Raw genomic sequence first — 16,700 nt, forward strand, 5'->3', positions numbered from 1 at the left:
GAAGCCTATAGAAAAATAATTGGAGCGGGAAACGAGACTCGAACTCGCGACCCCGACCTTGGCAAGGTCGTGCTCTACCAACTGAGCTATTCCCGCGTCTTGGTGGTGTGCATTCTATAGAATCCAGAACCCCCGTCAACCCCTTGATTCAAAAAAGTTTTATTTCTTTTCAACGGTGGTACGCAGATGCGGCCAGGCGGCGCGCAAATACTGAAGCATGGACCACAGGGTCAGGCCGGCGGCGATGAGCAGCAAGGCGTAACCGATAAGAACCCAAATCGAGAAGTCCGATGGGTTGGCCAGCAAAATCACCAGCGCAAGCATTTGCGCGGCGGTTTTCCATTTGCCCATGTTGGAGACGGCCACGTGGGCGCGGGCGCCGATTTCGGCCATCCACTCGCGCAGGGCCGAGACAACGATCTCGCGGCCGATGATCACGGCGGCCGGCAGGGTCAGCCACAGGTTGCCATGTTCCTGCACCAGCAGGACCAGGGCGACGGCGACCATGAGTTTGTCGGCCACAGGGTCAAGGAACGCGCCGAATGGCGTGCTCTGCTCCAGGCGGCGCGCCAGGTAGCCGTCGAGCCAGTCGGTTGCGGCAGCGAAGGCAAACACCGAACTGGAGGCGGCGTAGCTCCATTCGTAGGGCAAATAGAACAACAAAATGAAAATCGGGATAAGCAGGACGCGTAGAACGGTGATCAGATTAGGGATATTCATCGGCACAACTGGCTACGAGGTGAGAAGGCATTCTATTCGCTGTGCAGACTTGCATAAATCAATTCTGCGAGCTTTTTACTGATACCGGGGGCTTTGGCTATTTCGTCAATGCTGGCACGGGATAGCTCCTGCAAGCCACCAAAATGTTTAAGCAAGTCGCGACGGCGCGTCGGGCCAACGCCCGCCACCCCTTCCAGGGTTGAGGTTCGCCGGGTTTTGCCACGGCGGGCGCGGTGGCCGGTAATGGCAAAACGGTGGGCTTCGTCACGAATCTGTTGGATCAGGTGCAATGCGGGTGAGTCGCCCTTCAAAGTGAACTCATGGGCGGCATCATTCAAGTACAACGTCTCGAAACCGGCCTTGCGCGTGGCGCCCTTGGCCACGCCGAGCAGGATCAGGTCGGGCACGGCCAGTTCGTTGAGCACGTCACGGGCCATGGACAACTGGCCCTTGCCGCCGTCTACCAGCAGGATATCGGGGAGCTTGCCCTCGCCGTCCTTGAGCTTACTGAAGCGCCGCGTGAGCGCCTGGTGCATGGCGGCGTAGTCATCGCCGGCGGTGACGCCTTCGATGTTGTAGCGCCGGTAATCGGACTTGATCGGCCCTTCCGGCCCGAATACCACGCAGGAAGCCACGGTGGCTTCGCCGCTGGAGTGGCTGATGTCGTAGCACTCCAGGCGCTGGGGCGGCTCGTCGAGGTTGAGGACCTCGGCCAGGGCATCGAAACGTGCGGCAACGTGCTGACGATTGGCCAGACGCGCGCCCAGGGCCTGTTCGGCGTTGGTCACCGCCAGTTGCTGCCAGCGCGCGCGGGTACCGCGTACACGGTGGCTGATGTCCAGCTCGCGCCCGCGCAGCTCGTGGATCGCCTCGATCAGCGTGGGGAAGTCCTCATGCACCACGTTGACGATCAGTTCGGACGGCAAGTCGCGCTCGGGGCTACTGACGTAGTACTGGCCAAGGAAGGCGGCCATGACTTCGGCCACTTCCTCGTCGATACCAGTCTGCGGGAAGAAGTTCTTGCTGCCCAACACTCGCCCGCCACGCACGCTGATCAGGTGCACACAGGCGCCGCCCGGGTTGACGAATGCAGCGATCACATCGACGTCGCCGTTGCCACCCTCCATGCTTTGCTGGTCCTGCACGCGGCGCAACAGCGAAATCTGGTCGCGCAACTCAGCGGCCCGTTCGAAATCCAGGGTGCTGGCGGCCTGCTCCATGGCGCCGGAGAGTTCATCGGTGAGGGCATTACTGCGTCCTTCAAGGAACATCACCGAATGGCGCACGTCTTCGGCGTATTCAGCAGGTTCAACCAAGCCGACACAGGGTGCCTTGCAACGTTTGATCTGGTATTGCAGGCACGGCCGCGTGCGGTTTTTGTAGAAGCTGTCTTCGCACTGGCGCACAAAAAAGGTCTTTTGCAGCAGGCTCAGGCTTTCGCGGATCGCACCGGCGCTCGGGTACGGGCCGAAATACTTGCCTTTGGCCTTCTTTGCGCCTCGGTGAATGCTCAGGCGCGGGAAGTTGCCGTCGGACAAATACACATAGGGGTAGGATTTGTCGTCACGCAGCAGGATGTTGTAGGGCGGCCGCCACTCCTTGATCAGCGTCTGCTCCAGCAGCAGCGCCTCGGTTTCATTGGCGGTGATGGTGGTTTCAACCTGGGCGATACGCGCCACCAGCGCGGCGGTTTTCGGCGCCAGCCCGGTCTTGCGAAAGTAGCTCGCCAGGCGGTTCTTCAGGTTCTTGGCTTTGCCCACGTAAAGCAGGCGTGCCTCGCTGTCGAACATGCGGTACACGCCAGGGCGGCCACTGCAGGTTGAGAGAAAGGCACTTGGATCAAACGGTGTGGTCATGTCAGGCGCTGGCGTCCACCATGCCGTGGCGTACCGCGAGCAGGGTCAACTCAACATCACTGCTGATGGCGAGCTTCTCGAAAATACGATAGCGGTAGGTGTTGACGGTTTTGGGCGACAGGCACAGCTTGTCGGAGATCGTCTGTACTTTCTGGCAGCCGACGATCATCAAGGCGATCTGGATTTCCCGCTCCGACAGCGCATCAAACGGCGAGTCGCTGGTAGGCTGGAACGATTTGATCGCCAACTGCTGGGCAATCTGCGGGCTGATATAGCGCTGGCCGGCAAATACCAGGCGTATGGCTTGCACCATCTCGGCCAGGCCTGCGCCCTTGGTCAGGTAACCGGCTGCCCCAGCTTGCAGAAGCCTCGTAGGAAACGGATCTTCCTCGCACACAGTGACCACCACGACCTTGATGTCCGGATGGCTGCGCAACAATTTGGTGGTGGCACCAAGACCGCCAATCCCAGGCATCTTGACGTCCATCAAAACCACATCGGGTTTCAACTCCCGAGCCTTGATCAGGGATTCCTCCCCCGATTCAGCCTGGCCGACTACTTGCAGGCCATCGATGTCAGCCAGCATTCGTGTAATGCCCGTACGAACGAGATCATGGTCATCGACTACTAGCACCCTAATCAAGCAGACACCTCGCGATATGGTCTTATAGGTTGCTGAACACCTTAGCAAAAAACCAAGGCGCAGACCTAGCTGCTAGCGTCATATATATAGAGTTTCAACGCGATGCGGCGGCCCGTCGGATGACAAGCAGCGCTATTTCCTGGGTAAAAGGTCAGGAATCCTGGGGTTGCGGTTTGCTTTTCCCATTCGACGCAGCCGAATGTTCGGCCAGGGTAGACGTCAGGCGGCGGATTGCATCCTGGTCTTCCTTGAACATGGCGCGGTAATCACCGAGGACCTTTTCTTCTATCTGGCTGAGGTTTTCCAATTGAATCGGGGTGGCGTTGCCGGTTAACACATACAGGATGTCCACACCTTTTTCGGCTACCCGTGACAGGTAGTCGGCTTTAGGCGCCCGGCCCCCATTTTCATATTTACCCTGGGCATTGGCCTCAACCCCTCCAATTTCACCAAATGCTTTTTGCGACAAGCCAAGTCGCTCTCTTTCTTGCCGCAAACGCGAACCGATTCCACTCATTTGGATGTATGATCCTATCTGGCACACCCCAAGAGGTGACACATTCATCTCGTATTACACAAACTTGAACGGTTTTGAACTATGCCCGGAATCCGTACCGCTGCACAAGCCAAGGCCTGGCTGGAATATCAAGGAAAGTCAGTTCAAGCGTTCGCACGTGAACATGGCGTTGATCCGGCCACCACGTATCAAGTGCTTGCTGGGCGTAAAAAGGGACGGCGTGGGGAAGCCCATAAAGTAGCGGTGCTGCTGGGCATGAAAGAAGGGATTATCGTGGATGAACGCGTCGCTCAACACCTTAATCCAAGCAGTGTGTCCTGAGCGCAGTATGCGCTTATTCCTACAGCGTGCCTGATTTAGTCCACGACAGCCGCCCGACACTCGCGCTCCATGCGCCAAAAGCAGTCCTCCTCCCCGACAATACTCAACCCTTGGCGCTGATACAGGCGTCTCGCCGGGTTGGTCTTGAACACGGTCAAGCGTAAAAGGCCCAAGCCCTGCGCACACGTCTTAAGCACCATCTGCTGTAACACCCAACTGCCAGCGCCCTGTTTGCGGCAGCGCTCGAGCAGGTGTAATTCGCGAATATAGAGTGCCTGGCTGTCACGATTCACGCTGATAAACCCCATCACGGTTTCATTCTGGCAAATCAGCCAGTTTTCACGCGAAGCCCAGGCGACGTCAAAGCCATGGTCAGACCACAACAAATCGTACTGCAGGTAATAGCGGTTCATGGCTTCATGGGTCAGCGTTCGTGCGAATGGCAGGTCGCGGTCCGTCGCCGCGCGCAGGTGAAAAGCCATTTCAGAAGGCTACCACTTGGCCAGTCCATTGCTCACCGTTGCGGCGAGCAATCACCAAGGCCTCGCCAATGCCCGGTACGTCGGCAAGCAGGGTTCCATCAGCGCTCCAGATAGCGCTGCGCCCCGCACAGGTATAACCGCCGGACGGGCCACCATGGTTGGCCATCAGTACCAGCATGCGATGCTCTGCGGCATACCCCTGAAGCAGCGCGCTGTCGGTCGCGTACCCGCCTTCGCTGATCAGCACACCGGCGGCGTACACCGTAGCGCCAGCCTCTGCTGCCAGACGCGGATGGCTGGCGTGGGAAAAGTCCGCACAGACCGCCAGCGCAATCCGGTCATCCGCCCATTCGAGTGCTGCACCGCCCTGCCCTGCGACAAACGCCACCTCTTCGCCCGGGTGCAAATGCTGCTTGGTGTAGACCGCCAGCGAGCCATCTGCGCCCAATACCAGGGCGCCAATAAACACATCGGACCTGGGTGCCAAGCGAATCGGCATGCCCACCACTGCGGTCATTCGCAACTCTTGCGCCATCTCACGTAGCGGCGCCAGCAGCACGTCCTCGGGCGTAATTGCCAGTTGGGCGGCCAAAGCGGGTTCATAGCCGGTCAACGACAATTCCGGAAACACCAACAATTGCACGCCCTGCTCCGCCGCCGCCTGCATGAACCTCAGGTGCCCCTGGATGTTGCCCGGCACGTCGCCGGCGATGGAAGTGGTTTGAGCTGCGGCGAGGGTCAAGGCAGTCATGGTCGCGTCCTGGCAATCATTATTAACGTGTTACCAGCATATCGGCACTTACCCCATAGCCGTAAGTAGGTCATGCGATAGAAATTACTGATTGAATCAACCCGCGTGCCTCTAGTAAGCTCCCCCCATCATTTGGAGACACACCATGTTGCAACTCACCCATACTCAGGTTTGCCCTGCTGCCAGCGCCCAGCGCTCGGTGTCGGCTACCCGTGTGAGCGGTTTGAGCGCACTGGTCAGCTTTTATTTTGGGTATTGGTTTAGCCACTGGCGCGCCTGATACCTGAAATCGGCGCCCACTACTCAAGGGGTCGCCTACCAGAGAAATCTAACCCCCGGTCGGCTCCCCGACCGGGGGTTTTGTTTTTTCAAGGCCCCAATAATTTTGCTTCACACCGAACACTAAAAGGACTCACGACATGAACTACGCCACTTATTACCGTTACGACACTTCGACTGCATGGCGATTTAGCAAGCTCCGTTCGGGACAGCCTGCCGCCTCCGATCGGTCACCTATTGGTGGCAAGCCAACACACGTAGCCAATACGGCCAATTGTCGAACACCCCAGTAGGGCAGAGCGTGCGGGAACAGCCCGCCGCTTGCCCAGGAAGCCTTGAATATGAACTCTGCCACTGCCGCCTTGCCTGTTGCCAACCTGTCCAGCGCCAATGAAGCCCTGACCCAGCGCCTGCCCAGTTCCCTTGAACTCAAGCACCAGTTGCCCCTCAGCCCGTTCCTCAACGAACAGATCCACGCCCATCGCCAAGCCGTGCGCGCCATCCTCAATGGCGAAGACTCGCGTTTGCTGGTGATTGTCGGCCCGTGTTCGATCCACGACCCCGAGTCGGCCATGGAATACGCGCGCAACCTCAAGAAGCTCGCGCTGGAAGTCAGCGACCAGATGCTGCTGGTGATCCGTGCCTACGTCGAAAAACCGCGCACCACCATCGGCTGGAAAGGCCTGGCCTACGACCCGCACCTGGATGGCAGCGACGACATGGCCGCAGGCTTGACCCTGTCGCGCGAACTGATGCGCGAGATGCTGCGCCTGGGTTTGCCGGTCGCCACCGAGCTGCTGCAACCCATGGCCGCCGGCTACTTCGATGACCTGCTCAGTTGGGTCGCCATCGGCGCACGCACCACCGAATCGCAGATCCACCGCGAAATGGCCAGCGGCCTGGGCATGCCGGTCGGCTTCAAGAATGGCACCGACGGCGGCGTCGCGATTGCCTGTGATGCGATGCGCTCAGCCTGCCACCCGCATCGTCACTTCGGCGTGGACAGCCAAGGCCATCCGGCGATCATCCAGACACCCGGCAACCCCGATACGCACCTGGTACTGCGCGGCGGTCATCGTGGGCCGAACTACGATGCGCAAAGCGTGGCGCAGGTGAAACACGACCTGGCCAAGTCCAAGGTCGCGGCGCGCATCATGGTCGATTGCAGCCACGCCAACAGCGGCAAAGACCCGCTGCGTCAACCGGCGGTGTTCAATGACGTGCTCGAGCAGCGCCTGCAGGGTGACACGTCGCTGATCGGCATGATGCTCGAAAGCCACCTGTTCGAAGGCTGCCAACCGTTGAGCGCGTCGATGAAGTACGGGGTGTCGGTGACCGATGGTTGCCTGGGCTGGAACGGCACCGAGCAATTGCTGCGCAGTGCGGCTGAGCGGTTGCGGGCACAGCACAAAGCCAACTGATCCATGCAGATTAAAATGTGGGAGCTGGCTTGCCTGCGATGCAGACACCCCGGTGTGTCAGGTACACCGAGTTGATGCTATCGCAGGCAAGCCAGCTCCCACATTTGAATATCGTTGCGTTCAGGACAGTGGATACAGCGCCTCATCAAACTGCGCCAGCTTCGGAAATACCAAGGGCTGCTCATCCGCAAGCCCTTGCAGCCGCTGTTCATACCCCAGCAGAAAATCCTGCCGCGCCTCGGCACTGATATACGGCACATGCCAGGCCACAAATGGCGCCAGCACGTCATACCCGACATACGCCAGGGTGCCGCGCAGAATCGGCCGCAGCATCTCCTCCAACGGCCCGTGGATCGTGCCCTCACCAAACATATGCTCACGCCCGCCCAAGGTCACGGCGACCAGCGCGCGCTTGCCTGCCAGCCCGCCCTGATCGTAAAAACGCTTGCCGCCGTAACACACGCCGGACACCAGCACCCGGTCGATCCAGCCCTTGAGCATGGCCGGTGCCGAGAACCAGAAGATCGGGAAGTTGAGGATCAGCAGGTCGGCCCACAGCAGCTTGTCCAGTTCGCCCTGGATGTCCGCCGCGATCGACTGATTTTTTACGCCCAGGCGCTGCTCCAGGGCATACACCAGATAATCCGGATTCTCCCGCGTGGCAAAGTCAGCGGCAGACGCCACAGGGTTCCATTGCATAGCATACAAGTCACTCACCTGCACTTCATGGCCCTGGCCTTGTAACGTAGCCAGCGCCTGGTCGCGCAACGCCGCGGTAAACGACTGAGGCTCAGGGTGAGCGTGAACAATCAACACCTTCATGTGCATTCCTCAAACAGTGGGCGCCGCCCGTTGGGCCAGCAAATGGTCGAGCCAGTCCGGGTCCATTTCCGGCTCCGATGAAAACAACAGGCCGGTGTAAGCCTGGTACGGCGGAGTAAAAATCGCATTGCGGCTGCCTTGGTCCACTACCCTGCCCCGCTGCATCACCAGCACCTCGTCGGCAATCGCCCGCACGGTGGCCACGTCGTGGGTGATAAACAGGTAGGCCACGCCCAGTTGTTGCTGCAGGCGGTTGAGCAGTTTCAGCACGCCCTCGGCCACCAGTTGATCAAGCGCCGAGGTGACTTCATCGCAGATGATCAGTTGCGGGTCGGCCGCCAGCGCGCGGGCGATACAGATACGTTGTTTTTGCCCGCCCGATAATTCACGGGGCTGGCGCTCCATGAACACCGCCGGGTCCAGTTCAATCATCTCCAGCAACTCGGCGACCCGCGCGCGCATCGCCTTGCCTTTGAGGCCCAGGTAAAACGTGAGTGGCCGGCCGATGATGTCGACGATGCGCTGACGCGGGTTCAGCGCCGTGTCGGGAATCTGGTAGATCATCTGGATGCGCCGCAATTGCTCCTTGCTGCGCCGCCGAAAATCCACCGGCAGCGCCTCGCCGTCATACAGCACCTGCCCTGCCGTGGCCGGCAGCAGCCCGGTAATCAAGCGCGCGGTGGAGCTTTTGCCACTGCCGGACTCGCCGATCACCGCCAGGGTCTGGCCGCGATACAGCTGCATCGACACCTCATGCAGTACCGGCTGCTGCCCATAGCTGGCGCAGGCCTGACGCACTTCCAGCAACGGCACCTGCGCCACCGGGCATGCCTTGGGCTCGGTGCGAAAGCTGCGCACTGCCCACAGCGATTTGGTGTAGTCCTGCTGCGGCTGGCTGAGCATGCTGCGAGTGTCCGCCTCCTCCACCAACTTGCCGTGGCGCAGCACCATGATGCGGTCGGCCATCTGCGCGACCACGGCTAGATCGTGGCTGATGTACAAGGCGGCGCTGCCGAAGGTTTTCACCGCGTCACGGATCGCCGCCAGCACTTCGATCTGGGTGGTGACGTCGAGGGCGGTGGTGGGTTCGTCGAAGATAATCAGGTCCGGATGGCAGGCCATGGCCATGGCCGTCATCACCCGCTGCAACTGCCCGCCCGAGACTTGATGCGGGTAGCGTTGGCCAATGGTCTCGGGGTTGGGCAAACGCAGTACGCGGTACAGCTCCACCGCCTCGCGCTCGGCCTGGGCGCGGCTGATGCCGCCGTTGATCACTGCCGTTTCCACATGCTGGTCGATCAGACGATGCGCCGGGTTGAAGGACGCCGCCGCGCTCTGCGCCACATACGCGATGCGCAAGCCGCGCAGCTTGCGCAAGGCTTCGGGCTTGGCCTGCAGCAACTCAATGCCATCAAAACACACCGAGCCGCTGATGATGCGGCAACCGTCGCGCGCATAGCCCATCGCTGCCAGCCCGAGGGTGGATTTACCCGCCCCGGACTCACCGATCAGCCCCAACACTTCACCGCGCTGCAAGGTCAGGTCAATGCCCTTGATCAACGGGTGCCAGGCATCCTCGTAATGCCCTTCGACCTGCAGGTTGTGGATTTCCAGCAATGGCCTGTCCATCCTCAACCCTCCTTCAGGCCGCTGGATTTGTGCAGCATCCAGTCGACGACAAAATTCACACTGACGGTGATCAACGCCACCGCCAACGCGGGCAACAATGGGCTGATATCGCCGAAGGTAATCAACACCGCGTTGTCGCGCACCATGCTGCCCCAGTCGGCGGTGGGCGGTTGGATGCCCAGGCCGAGGAACGACAGCGCGCTGATAAACAGGAACACAAAGCAAAAGCGCAGGCCGAACTCGGCGATCAGCGGCGCCGCGGCGTTGGGCAGTACTTCGCGGGTGACCAGCCACCACAAGCCTTCACCGCGCAGGCGCGCGGCTTCGACAAAATCCTGCACCACCACCGTCATCGCCACCGCGCGGGACAAGCGAAACACCCGCGTCGAATCCAGCAGCGCAATCACCAGCACCAGCGAGGTGGCATTGGTGCCGACCACGCTGAGAATCAACAAGGCAAAAATCAGCTGCGGGATCGCCATGAGGATATCCACCACCCGCGACAACCCCTGGTCGACCCAACCGCCCTTGATCGCCGCGACCAAACCGCTCAAACCACCGAGCAGAAACGCCAGCGTCGTCGTCAGGAAGGCAATGCCCAAGGTATTGCGCGCGCCGTACATCAGGCGGCTGAACATGTCGCGCCCCAGGTTATCGGTGCCCAGCAAAAACTGGCCGCTCCACGGCGCGAAGCCTTCACCCACCACCTGGGTTTCGCCATAGGGCGCCAGCAGCGGCGCCAACAGCGCCAGCGCGACGTATAACAGAATAATCAGCAGGCCGAACTTGGCGCTCAACGGCGCGCGGGCCACTTGGCTCAACAGGCTCATGGCTTACCCCTTGGGATGCATCAGGCGTGGGTTGCTGGCGATGGACAGCACATCCGCCCCGGTATTGAGCAGGATGTAAGTGGCGGCAAAAATCAGGCTGCACGCCTGCACCACCGGGATGTCACGCTTGGACACCGAGTCCACCAGCAACTGGCCGAGACCTGGATAGACAAATACCACCTCGACCACCACCACACCCACCACCAGGTACGCCAGGTTCAGCGCCACCACGTTGACGATCGGCGCCAGTGCATTGGGCAACGCGTGCTTCCAGATAATCCGCGATTGGCTGATGCCCTTGAGCCGGGCCATCTCGATATACGGGCTGGCCAACAGGTTGATCAAGGAGGCGCGGGTCATGCGCATCATCTGCGCGATCACCACCAGACTCAGGGTGGCAACCGGCAGCACCGAGCGCTCCAGGAACATGCCGAACGTGGCATCCGGCGCCAGGTTGGACAGGCTGGGAAACCAGCCCAGCTTCACCGAGAACACCAGGATCAGCAGGTACGCGACAAAGAACTCCGGGAACGACACTGCGCTCAACGCCGTGGTGTTGAGCAGGCGATCGAACCAGCTGTTGCGGTACAGCGCCGCAAGCATGCCCAGTACCAGCGCGGTAGGCACCGACACCAATGCCGCCAGGGCGGCCAGCTTCAAGGTGTTACCCAGCCGCGCACCGATCAACTCGGCGATGGGCCGCTGGTTGGCCAGCGACGCACCCAGATCACCCTGTAACAGCCGCAACAGCCAGTGCGCAAAGCGCGTCAGCGGCGGCAGATCCAGGCCCAACTGCGCGCGGAACGCGGCGATGGTTTCCGGCGTGGCCGACTGGCCGAGCATGGCCTGGGCGATATCGCCGGGCAGCAGGCCGACGGCGAGGAAGATGATCACCGAGACGGCGAACAACGACAGTAGGCCGAGGGCCAATCTCTGGAGGACCAGTTTCAACAGACTATTCATGTGTGTGTTGACTCCTAAGCCACCACAAATCCAGTGTGGGAGCTGGCTTGCCTGCGATAGCGGTACATCAGCGATAGATTTTTAGCCTGACACACCGCCATCGCAGGCAAGCCAGCTCCCACATTGAGTCTTCATTGTTTGGAGGGTTTCTATGCCTGCCACCACCGCTCAATCAACCGCAGCCCATCCAGTTCGCCGTAGGGCGCCGTCAGCGGCCCATGACTCACGCGGTTCGAACGCGCTGCCACGGAGCTGGCGAACAGCGGCACAATCGCGCCGCCGTCATCGCGGCACAGGGCCTGCATTTCGTTGTACATCTCTTGGCGCAGCGGCGCGTTCATCTCGCCACGGGCGGCGGTGAGCAGTTGGTTGAAGCGTGGGTTGTCCCAGTGGGTTTCGTTCCAGGCTGCACCTTTGGCATAGCCGATACTGAACATGCGGTCGGCGGTCAGGCTGCTGTACCAGAACGAGGTGGTGAATGGCTGTTTCATCCACACATTGGAGAAGAACCCGTCAGCGGGTTCGCGCACCACGTCAATGTCGATACCGGCCTGGCGCGCCTGCTCCTTGAACAGCACCGAGGCGTCCACCGCGCCGGTGTAGGCGGCGTCGGAGGCTTGCAGCCGTACCTTGAGCGAGTCCACACCGGCTTTGCGCAGGTAAAAGCGTGACTTGTCCGGGTCGTAAGTGCGCTGCTCCAGCGCGGCGTTGATAAAGCGGCTGCCGGGCTGGATCGGATGGTCATTGCCCACCAGGCCGTAGCCGTGCAATACCGAAGCCAGCAAGGTTTCGCGGTTGATCGCGTGCTTCATCGCCAGGCGGATGTCGTTGTTCTTGAACTCGTTGCTGTCGCACAGCATCGGGAAGGTGTAGTGCTGGGCGCCCTTGGTTTCCTCGATCACAAGATTTGGATTGCGCTTGAGCAAGGCCACGGTTTTGAGGTCGACCTTGTTGATCACATCCACTTGCCCGGTGACCAGTGCATTGACCCGCGCCGCGCCGTCGGCGATGGCCAGTAGTTCGGCGCTGGCGAAGTGCGCGCGGCCGGGCTTCCAGTAATCGGGGTTGCGTTCCAAGTCCATGCGCACGCCGGGTTCAAAGCTTTTCAAGCGGTAACCGCTGGTGCCCACACCGGCCTGCCAATCGGCGGCGCCGTCTTTGGCGGGCATGATCACCAAATGGTAATCGGCAACTACATAAGCAAAGTCGGCATTGCCGGAATGCAGCTCGAATACCACCGTATCATTGCCCTTGGCGCTGACACTGGCGACGTCGCCCAGTACGGTTTTGGCCGCCGACGTGGAGTCTTTGCTCAGGTGGTGATTGATCGACGCCACCACATCGTCGGCGCTGAGGCTTTTGCCGTTGTGGAAGGTCACGCCCTGACGCAAGTGAAAGGTCCACACCCGCGCATCCGGGGTGGATTCAAAACGCTCGGCCAGCTCGGGGATCGCGCTGCCGTCGACGGCGATTTCAGTCAGTGTGTTGTACACCGCCGAGAAGCCGACAAACGTAAAAGTGTCGACCCAGGAGCCGGGGTCGCGCGAATCGGTGGTGCTGCCGCCGGCCAGGCCCAGGCGCAGCACGCCGCCGGCTTTGGGTGTCGCCTCTTCGGCAAACGCGTGCAACGGCAGGCCCATGGAAAACGCTGCCGCCACCGCACCCGCCACGGCGCTGTGTTTGAGAAAGTCCCTTCGGTGCATCGCTTGAGTCATTTTGTTGTTGTTTTCGCTCATGGTCTTGCTCCTCTAAAGGTCAACAGGCACAGGCATGTTTGAGCTCGATCAAGGTCACGCCATTGCGTTTGAAACCGTTGCGCAAGTCCGTCTGCAACTCATCCAGGTTTTTGGGTTGGTTCACGGTGCAGCCGAACGCCTGGGCGAACAGCGCAAAGTCCGGGTTGCGTGGCAGCACGCCGATGGGCTCGATGTCCAGGCTGAGCATGTCGTCGCGGATCTGGCCGAGGGCGTCGTTGTTCCACAGCAGCACCACCAACGGGCTGTGCAGTTCCTCGACCGCGGTCGCCAGTTCCTGGGCGGTGTAGAGGAAGCCACCATCGCCCACCAACACCAGGCCCGGACGCAGCGGCGCGCCGAACTTGGCGCCAATGCCGGCAGGCAAGCCATAGCCCAAGGTGCCGTAGCCGGTAGGGTGCAGCCAACTGCGCGGGGCGCGGCTGCGGTAGGCGTAGTTGCCGGTGTAGGCCAACTGGGTCATGTCGCTGCTGATAAATGCGTTGGCGGGCAGCTCGGCCTCGATACGCTCAAGAATGCCTTGGTGAATGGCCTGCAAAGGGCCGTGCCCCAGCTCGACCGCCTCAAGCAATGTCGCGACCTGTTGGCTTGCCGCATCGGCGTTACGCGGCGCAGGCGGCAGACGTTCGAGCAAGGCCAGCAAGGTCTGTTGGGCATCGCCTTTGAGCGCCACGGCGCAAGGGTAGAAATCGTTGAACTTGCGCGGGTCGATATCGATGCGCAGCAGTTCGCCGGTGATGGGCAAGCGCTCGCGCCAGTAATCGGTGTCGGCCATTTCCGTGCCGACGGCCAGCACCACATCCGCCTGACTGATCAGTTGCCAGCCGGGTTCCACGCACAGGGTGGCACCGGCATTCAGCGGGTCATTGACCGGCAGTAAACCCTTGCCGGCCACACTGCTGAAAAACGGCGCCGCCAACAACGTGCTCAAGCGCTGCAACGCATCACCCGCCGCCAGCGCGCCGCCACCGGCAATGATCATGGGTTGCTTGGCCGCCGCGAGCTTGGCTACGGCCAGCTCCAGCGCCTCGGCCGATGGCATGCCGCGTCCCGGGCGCCGCACGACTTCATGGCTCCAGTCGCGTTTGATCGGCGCTGCCAGCACATCCAGCGGCACCGAAATATGCACCGGCCGTGGCCGCTCGCTGTCGAACACCGCATAGGCGCGGGCGATCAATTCGGGCAAATCCTCGGCACTCAAGGCCAGCGCCGAAAACGCGGTGATCGGCGCGGTGATGGCGCGCTGGTCCTGGGTTTCGTGCAGGCTGCCCCAGCCTTTGCCGAGGCTGGCGGTGTGGTTGACGCTGGAGATCACCAACATCGGAATCGAGTCGGCGTAGGCCTGGCCGATGGCGGTGGCGGCGTTGGTCACGCCAGGCCCGGTGATCACAAAGCACACGCCCGGTTTGCCGCTGACCCGCGCATAGCCGTCGGCCATAAAACCGGCGCCCTGCTCGTGGCGTGTCAGCACGTGGCGAATGCCGCTGCCGGGCAAACCTCGATACAGTTCCAGGGTGTGCACGCCGGGAATGCCGAACACGGTGTCGACGCCATAATTAGCCAGCAACCGCACCAGGGCCTGGCCGCCGGTCAGGGTCTTATCTTGCATGTTCATCTCCTAGGCGAATCAACGCATCCACCGCCAGCGTGCCGTGGGCATTGACCAACAATGGGTTCACATCCAGTTCCAGCAACTGCCCGGCGTTGGCGCAGGCGTAGTCGGCCACCGCGCGAATGGCCGCCACCAACGCATCCATATCCGCCACTTCACGCCCGCGAAAACCTTGCAGCAAGGCCGCGCTGCGCAGGCTGAGCACGGCGTTGCGAATCGCCTCATCGGTGGTCGGCAGCAGCAGGCTGCGGCTGTCTTTGAGCAATTCCACGAGGATCCCGCCAGCGCCAATCACCAGGGCCAGGCCAAAGTCATTTTCCCGCTTGATGCCCACGATCAACTCGGCCAAGGGCTTTGTAGCCATGCTTTCCAACAGCAATTGATCAAAGACAATGCCCGGCGCATAAGCGCCGATTTGCTCGCGCATCTGCTCCAGCGCGGCGGTCAGTGCGACACCGTCTTTCAGGTTGAGCGCCACTGCACCGGCTTCGGTTTTGTGCGGCAGGTCGGTGCTGACGGCCTTGAGCACCAACGGATAGCCCAAGAGTTTGGCGTCTGCGATGGCGCGCCCTGGCGTGCTCAGCACCGCCGCTGGCGTGCTCAAGCCAAAGGCGCGCAAGGCTTGTTTGGACGCCCATTCATCCAGCGCCAGGCCTTGGCCCGCAAGAGGCTGAGGGCACAGCGGTGCAAGGATCGACTCGCCGCGTTCCAACAACACACGGCGATGGTTTTGATAGTCGGCAATCCGCCCCCAGGCAGCCAGTGCATCTTCCACCCCTTGCAGCGCGGCAATGCCGTGGGCATGCAGGCGTTCGCGGGCATGGGCCGGCAGTAATTCGGGAAAGGCCGAGGTGACGAATCCGGTTTTGCCATGACGACTGAGCGCAGCGCAAAACAGCGCCAGCAACAGGTCGCACTCCTTGCGCTCGCCGGTGAATTCGGCCGGGTAATCCAGCACCAGCATCGCCGCATCGGCATCGGTGCGCAGGGCCGTTTCGAGCATGCGTTCGAGCGCCTCGCGGTCGCCCCAGATGGCGGTGGTGAAGTCCAATGGGTTGACCAGGTTGGCATAGCTGGGCAGCACCTGCGCCAGTTCGGCGCGCTGGCCTGCGTCGAGCTTCGGCAAGGCCAGCTGGTTGCGCTCGGCGTAGTCGGCAATCAGCCCCGCGTCGCCACCGGAACAGGCCAGTGCGATCAGGCAATTGCCGCCAGGTAGATTGCCGCAGGCCGCCGCTTTCAAGGTTTCGACAAAACTCACCGGCCCACTCACGCGGATCACGCCAAGGCGCGCAAACAGGCTGTCGTACAGCGCATCGGAACCAGACAGCGAACTGGTGTGACTCAGGGCCAACTCGGCGCCGATCTGCGACACGCCGGTTTTCAGCGCGATAATCGGGATGCCTTTTTCCAGCGCCTTGTGCGCCGCGCGGGCAAACCCCGGCACATTCTTCAAGCCTTCCAGGTGCAGGCCGATGGCGGTCACGCGCGGCTCATCGAGCAGCACGTCCATCAACTCGGCAACCCCCAACTGCGCCTGGTTGCCCACCGACGCCATATAAGCAATGGGCAGCGAGCGGTCGCTCATCGACAGGTTGTAGGCAAAGTTGCCGCTCTGGGTGAGCACCGCCACGCCCTTCTCTACCGCCTTGCCGCCGTGGGCCACCGGCCACAGCGCGGCGCTGTGCAAATAGTCCAACAAGCCGTAGCAGTTGGGGCCGAGCAAGGCCATGTCGCCCGCCGCTGAAATAAGCTGGTGTTGCAAGGCCGCACCAATGGCACCGGTCTCGGCAAACCCGGAGGCATAGCAAATGGCGCCGCCAGTGCCGAGGGCGGCGAGTTCGGCTACACAAGCCAAGGTCAGCTCCCGGTTAGTCGCGATAAACACCGCATCCGGGCCGTAAGGCAAATCGGCAACCCGACGTACACACGGGATGCCGTCGAGGCTGTCATGCTGCGGGTTGACCAGCCACATCGGCCCGGTAAAACCGCCGTCGGCGCAGCGCTTGAGGGCGCGGGCCATGCTGCGCCCGCCGACAAAAGCCAGGTGCCGGGGCGCCAGCAGGCGCTTGAGGTTGTCGCGAATAGCCTGGGACATAAGCG

General features: G+C 61.4%; 15 protein-coding genes and 1 tRNA gene. 2 read left to right on the plus strand and 14 right to left on the minus strand.

The features are described from left to right. Positions 1–20 precede the first annotated feature (20 nt). The 5 genes from HBO23_RS14840 to HBO23_RS14860 form a co-directional block, all read right to left on the minus strand. Positions 21–96, minus strand: a tRNA-Gly gene (locus HBO23_RS14840). A gap of 63 nt (positions 97–159) precedes the next feature. Beyond that, complete coding sequence (gene pgsA / locus HBO23_RS14845) at positions 160–720, minus strand: CDP-diacylglycerol--glycerol-3-phosphate 3-phosphatidyltransferase (protein ID WP_099547687.1); 561 nt, start codon at positions 718–720, stop codon at positions 160–162. 32 nt (positions 721–752) lie between these two features. Continuing rightward, positions 753–2,576: an excinuclease ABC subunit UvrC gene (gene uvrC / locus HBO23_RS14850; RefSeq protein ID WP_099547686.1), complete on the minus strand. Its 1,824-nt coding sequence runs from the start codon at positions 2,574–2,576 to the stop codon at positions 753–755. A gap of 1 nt (position 2,577) precedes the next feature. Further along, positions 2,578–3,219 carry a UvrY/SirA/GacA family response regulator transcription factor gene (gene uvrY / locus HBO23_RS14855; RefSeq protein ID WP_003190387.1) on the minus strand — a complete coding sequence of 214 codons (642 nt, stop codon included), beginning with the start codon at positions 3,217–3,219 and terminating at the stop codon, positions 2,578–2,580. A 151-nt stretch (positions 3,220–3,370) separates the two neighbouring features. Next, entirely contained in the window at positions 3,371–3,736 is a 366-nt protein-coding gene (locus HBO23_RS14860) for a helix-turn-helix transcriptional regulator (protein ID WP_099547685.1), read from the minus strand. 81 nt (positions 3,737–3,817) lie between these two features. Here HBO23_RS14860 and HBO23_RS14865 point away from each other — a divergent pair, with 81 nt between their 5' ends. Next, on the plus strand, positions 3,818–4,057 hold the full coding sequence (locus HBO23_RS14865) for a DNA-binding protein (RefSeq protein ID WP_017139021.1): 240 nt from the start codon (positions 3,818–3,820) through the stop codon (positions 4,055–4,057). A 35-nt stretch (positions 4,058–4,092) separates the two neighbouring features. Here the strand turns inward: HBO23_RS14865 and HBO23_RS14870 are convergent, their stop codons facing one another. Together HBO23_RS14870 and HBO23_RS14875 are read right to left on the minus strand one after the other, a co-directional pair. Next, entirely contained in the window at positions 4,093–4,539 is a 447-nt protein-coding gene (locus HBO23_RS14870) for a GNAT family N-acetyltransferase (protein ID WP_099547684.1), read from the minus strand. Between the two features lies 1 nt (position 4,540). After that, the gene (locus HBO23_RS14875; protein ID WP_138454040.1) at positions 4,541–5,290 is read right to left on the minus strand and encodes a carbon-nitrogen hydrolase family protein; all 750 of its coding nucleotides are present in this window, start codon (positions 5,288–5,290) and stop codon (positions 4,541–4,543) included. A gap of 620 nt (positions 5,291–5,910) precedes the next feature. Between HBO23_RS14875 and HBO23_RS14880 the strand changes: the two genes are divergently transcribed. Further along, the gene (locus tag HBO23_RS14880; RefSeq protein ID WP_170038721.1) at positions 5,911–6,990 is read left to right on the plus strand and encodes a 3-deoxy-7-phosphoheptulonate synthase; all 1,080 of its coding nucleotides are present in this window, start codon (positions 5,911–5,913) and stop codon (positions 6,988–6,990) included. Positions 6,991–7,110: 120 nt separating this feature from the next. On the opposite strand, the gene HBO23_RS14885 is transcribed toward HBO23_RS14880, so the two are convergent. The 7 genes from HBO23_RS14885 to HBO23_RS14915 all read right to left on the minus strand — a co-directional run bounded on the left by HBO23_RS14885 (position 7,111) and on the right by HBO23_RS14915 (position 16,695). Further along, complete coding sequence (locus HBO23_RS14885; protein ID WP_017139016.1) at positions 7,111–7,812, minus strand: NAD(P)H-dependent oxidoreductase; 702 nt, start codon at positions 7,810–7,812, stop codon at positions 7,111–7,113. A 9-nt stretch (positions 7,813–7,821) separates the two neighbouring features. Next, positions 7,822–9,441: an ABC transporter ATP-binding protein gene (locus tag HBO23_RS14890; RefSeq protein WP_170038723.1), complete on the minus strand. Its 1,620-nt coding sequence runs from the start codon at positions 9,439–9,441 to the stop codon at positions 7,822–7,824. A 2-nt stretch (positions 9,442–9,443) separates the two neighbouring features. Continuing rightward, complete coding sequence (locus tag HBO23_RS14895; RefSeq protein ID WP_170038725.1) at positions 9,444–10,271, minus strand: ABC transporter permease; 828 nt, start codon at positions 10,269–10,271, stop codon at positions 9,444–9,446. A gap of 3 nt (positions 10,272–10,274) precedes the next feature. Further along, positions 10,275–11,234, minus strand: coding sequence for an ABC transporter permease (locus HBO23_RS14900; RefSeq protein WP_170038727.1), 960 nt, complete (start codon positions 11,232–11,234; stop codon positions 10,275–10,277). Between the two features lie 149 nt (positions 11,235–11,383). After that, positions 11,384–12,970 carry an ABC transporter substrate-binding protein gene (locus HBO23_RS14905; RefSeq protein WP_170038729.1) on the minus strand — a complete coding sequence of 529 codons (1,587 nt, stop codon included), beginning with the start codon at positions 12,968–12,970 and terminating at the stop codon, positions 11,384–11,386. Between the two features lie 19 nt (positions 12,971–12,989). Continuing rightward, entirely contained in the window at positions 12,990–14,597 is a 1,608-nt protein-coding gene (locus HBO23_RS14910) for a 5-guanidino-2-oxopentanoate decarboxylase (protein WP_099547678.1), read from the minus strand. Next, a complete protein-coding gene (locus tag HBO23_RS14915) occupies positions 14,587–16,695 on the minus strand; it encodes an acetate--CoA ligase family protein (RefSeq protein ID WP_170038731.1) in 2,109 nt (702 codons plus the stop codon). The genes HBO23_RS14910 and HBO23_RS14915 overlap by 11 nt, the downstream gene beginning before the upstream one ends. Positions 16,696–16,700 lie beyond the last annotated feature (5 nt).

The organism is Pseudomonas sp. WS 5532 (genome assembly GCF_012985445.1).
GTDB lineage: Bacteria > Pseudomonadota > Gammaproteobacteria > Pseudomonadales > Pseudomonadaceae > Aquipseudomonas > Aquipseudomonas edaphica.

Bases quoted from the DNA above. Each gene is read 5' to 3' on its own strand.
- HBO23_RS14895 (WP_170038725.1), bottom strand. From the start codon at position 10,271: ATGAGCCTGTTGAGCCAAGTGGCCCGCGCGCCGTTGAGCGCCAAGTTC.
- HBO23_RS14880 (WP_170038721.1), top strand. From the start codon at position 5,911: ATGAACTCTGCCACTGCCGCCTTGCCTGTTGCCAACCTGTCCAGCGCC.
- HBO23_RS14865 (WP_017139021.1), top strand. From the start codon at position 3,818: ATGCCCGGAATCCGTACCGCTGCACAAGCCAAGGCCTGGCTGGAATAT.
- HBO23_RS14890 (WP_170038723.1), bottom strand. From the start codon at position 9,441: ATGGACAGGCCATTGCTGGAAATCCACAACCTGCAGGTCGAAGGGCAT.
- HBO23_RS14915 (WP_170038731.1), bottom strand. From the start codon at position 16,695: ATGTCCCAGGCTATTCGCGACAACCTCAAGCGCCTGCTGGCGCCCCGG.
- HBO23_RS14870 (WP_099547684.1), bottom strand. From the start codon at position 4,539: ATGGCTTTTCACCTGCGCGCGGCGACGGACCGCGACCTGCCATTCGCA.
- HBO23_RS14905 (WP_170038729.1), bottom strand. From the start codon at position 12,970: ATGAGCGAAAACAACAACAAAATGACTCAAGCGATGCACCGAAGGGAC.
- HBO23_RS14910 (WP_099547678.1), bottom strand. From the start codon at position 14,597: ATGCAAGATAAGACCCTGACCGGCGGCCAGGCCCTGGTGCGGTTGCTG.
- HBO23_RS14875 (WP_138454040.1), bottom strand. From the start codon at position 5,290: ATGACTGCCTTGACCCTCGCCGCAGCTCAAACCACTTCCATCGCCGGC.
- uvrC (WP_099547686.1), bottom strand. From the start codon at position 2,576: ATGACCACACCGTTTGATCCAAGTGCCTTTCTCTCAACCTGCAGTGGC.
- HBO23_RS14860 (WP_099547685.1), bottom strand. From the start codon at position 3,736: ATGAGTGGAATCGGTTCGCGTTTGCGGCAAGAAAGAGAGCGACTTGGC.
- pgsA (WP_099547687.1), bottom strand. From the start codon at position 720: ATGAATATCCCTAATCTGATCACCGTTCTACGCGTCCTGCTTATCCCG.
- HBO23_RS14885 (WP_017139016.1), bottom strand. From the start codon at position 7,812: ATGAAGGTGTTGATTGTTCACGCTCACCCTGAGCCTCAGTCGTTTACC.
- HBO23_RS14900 (WP_170038727.1), bottom strand. From the start codon at position 11,234: ATGAATAGTCTGTTGAAACTGGTCCTCCAGAGATTGGCCCTCGGCCTA.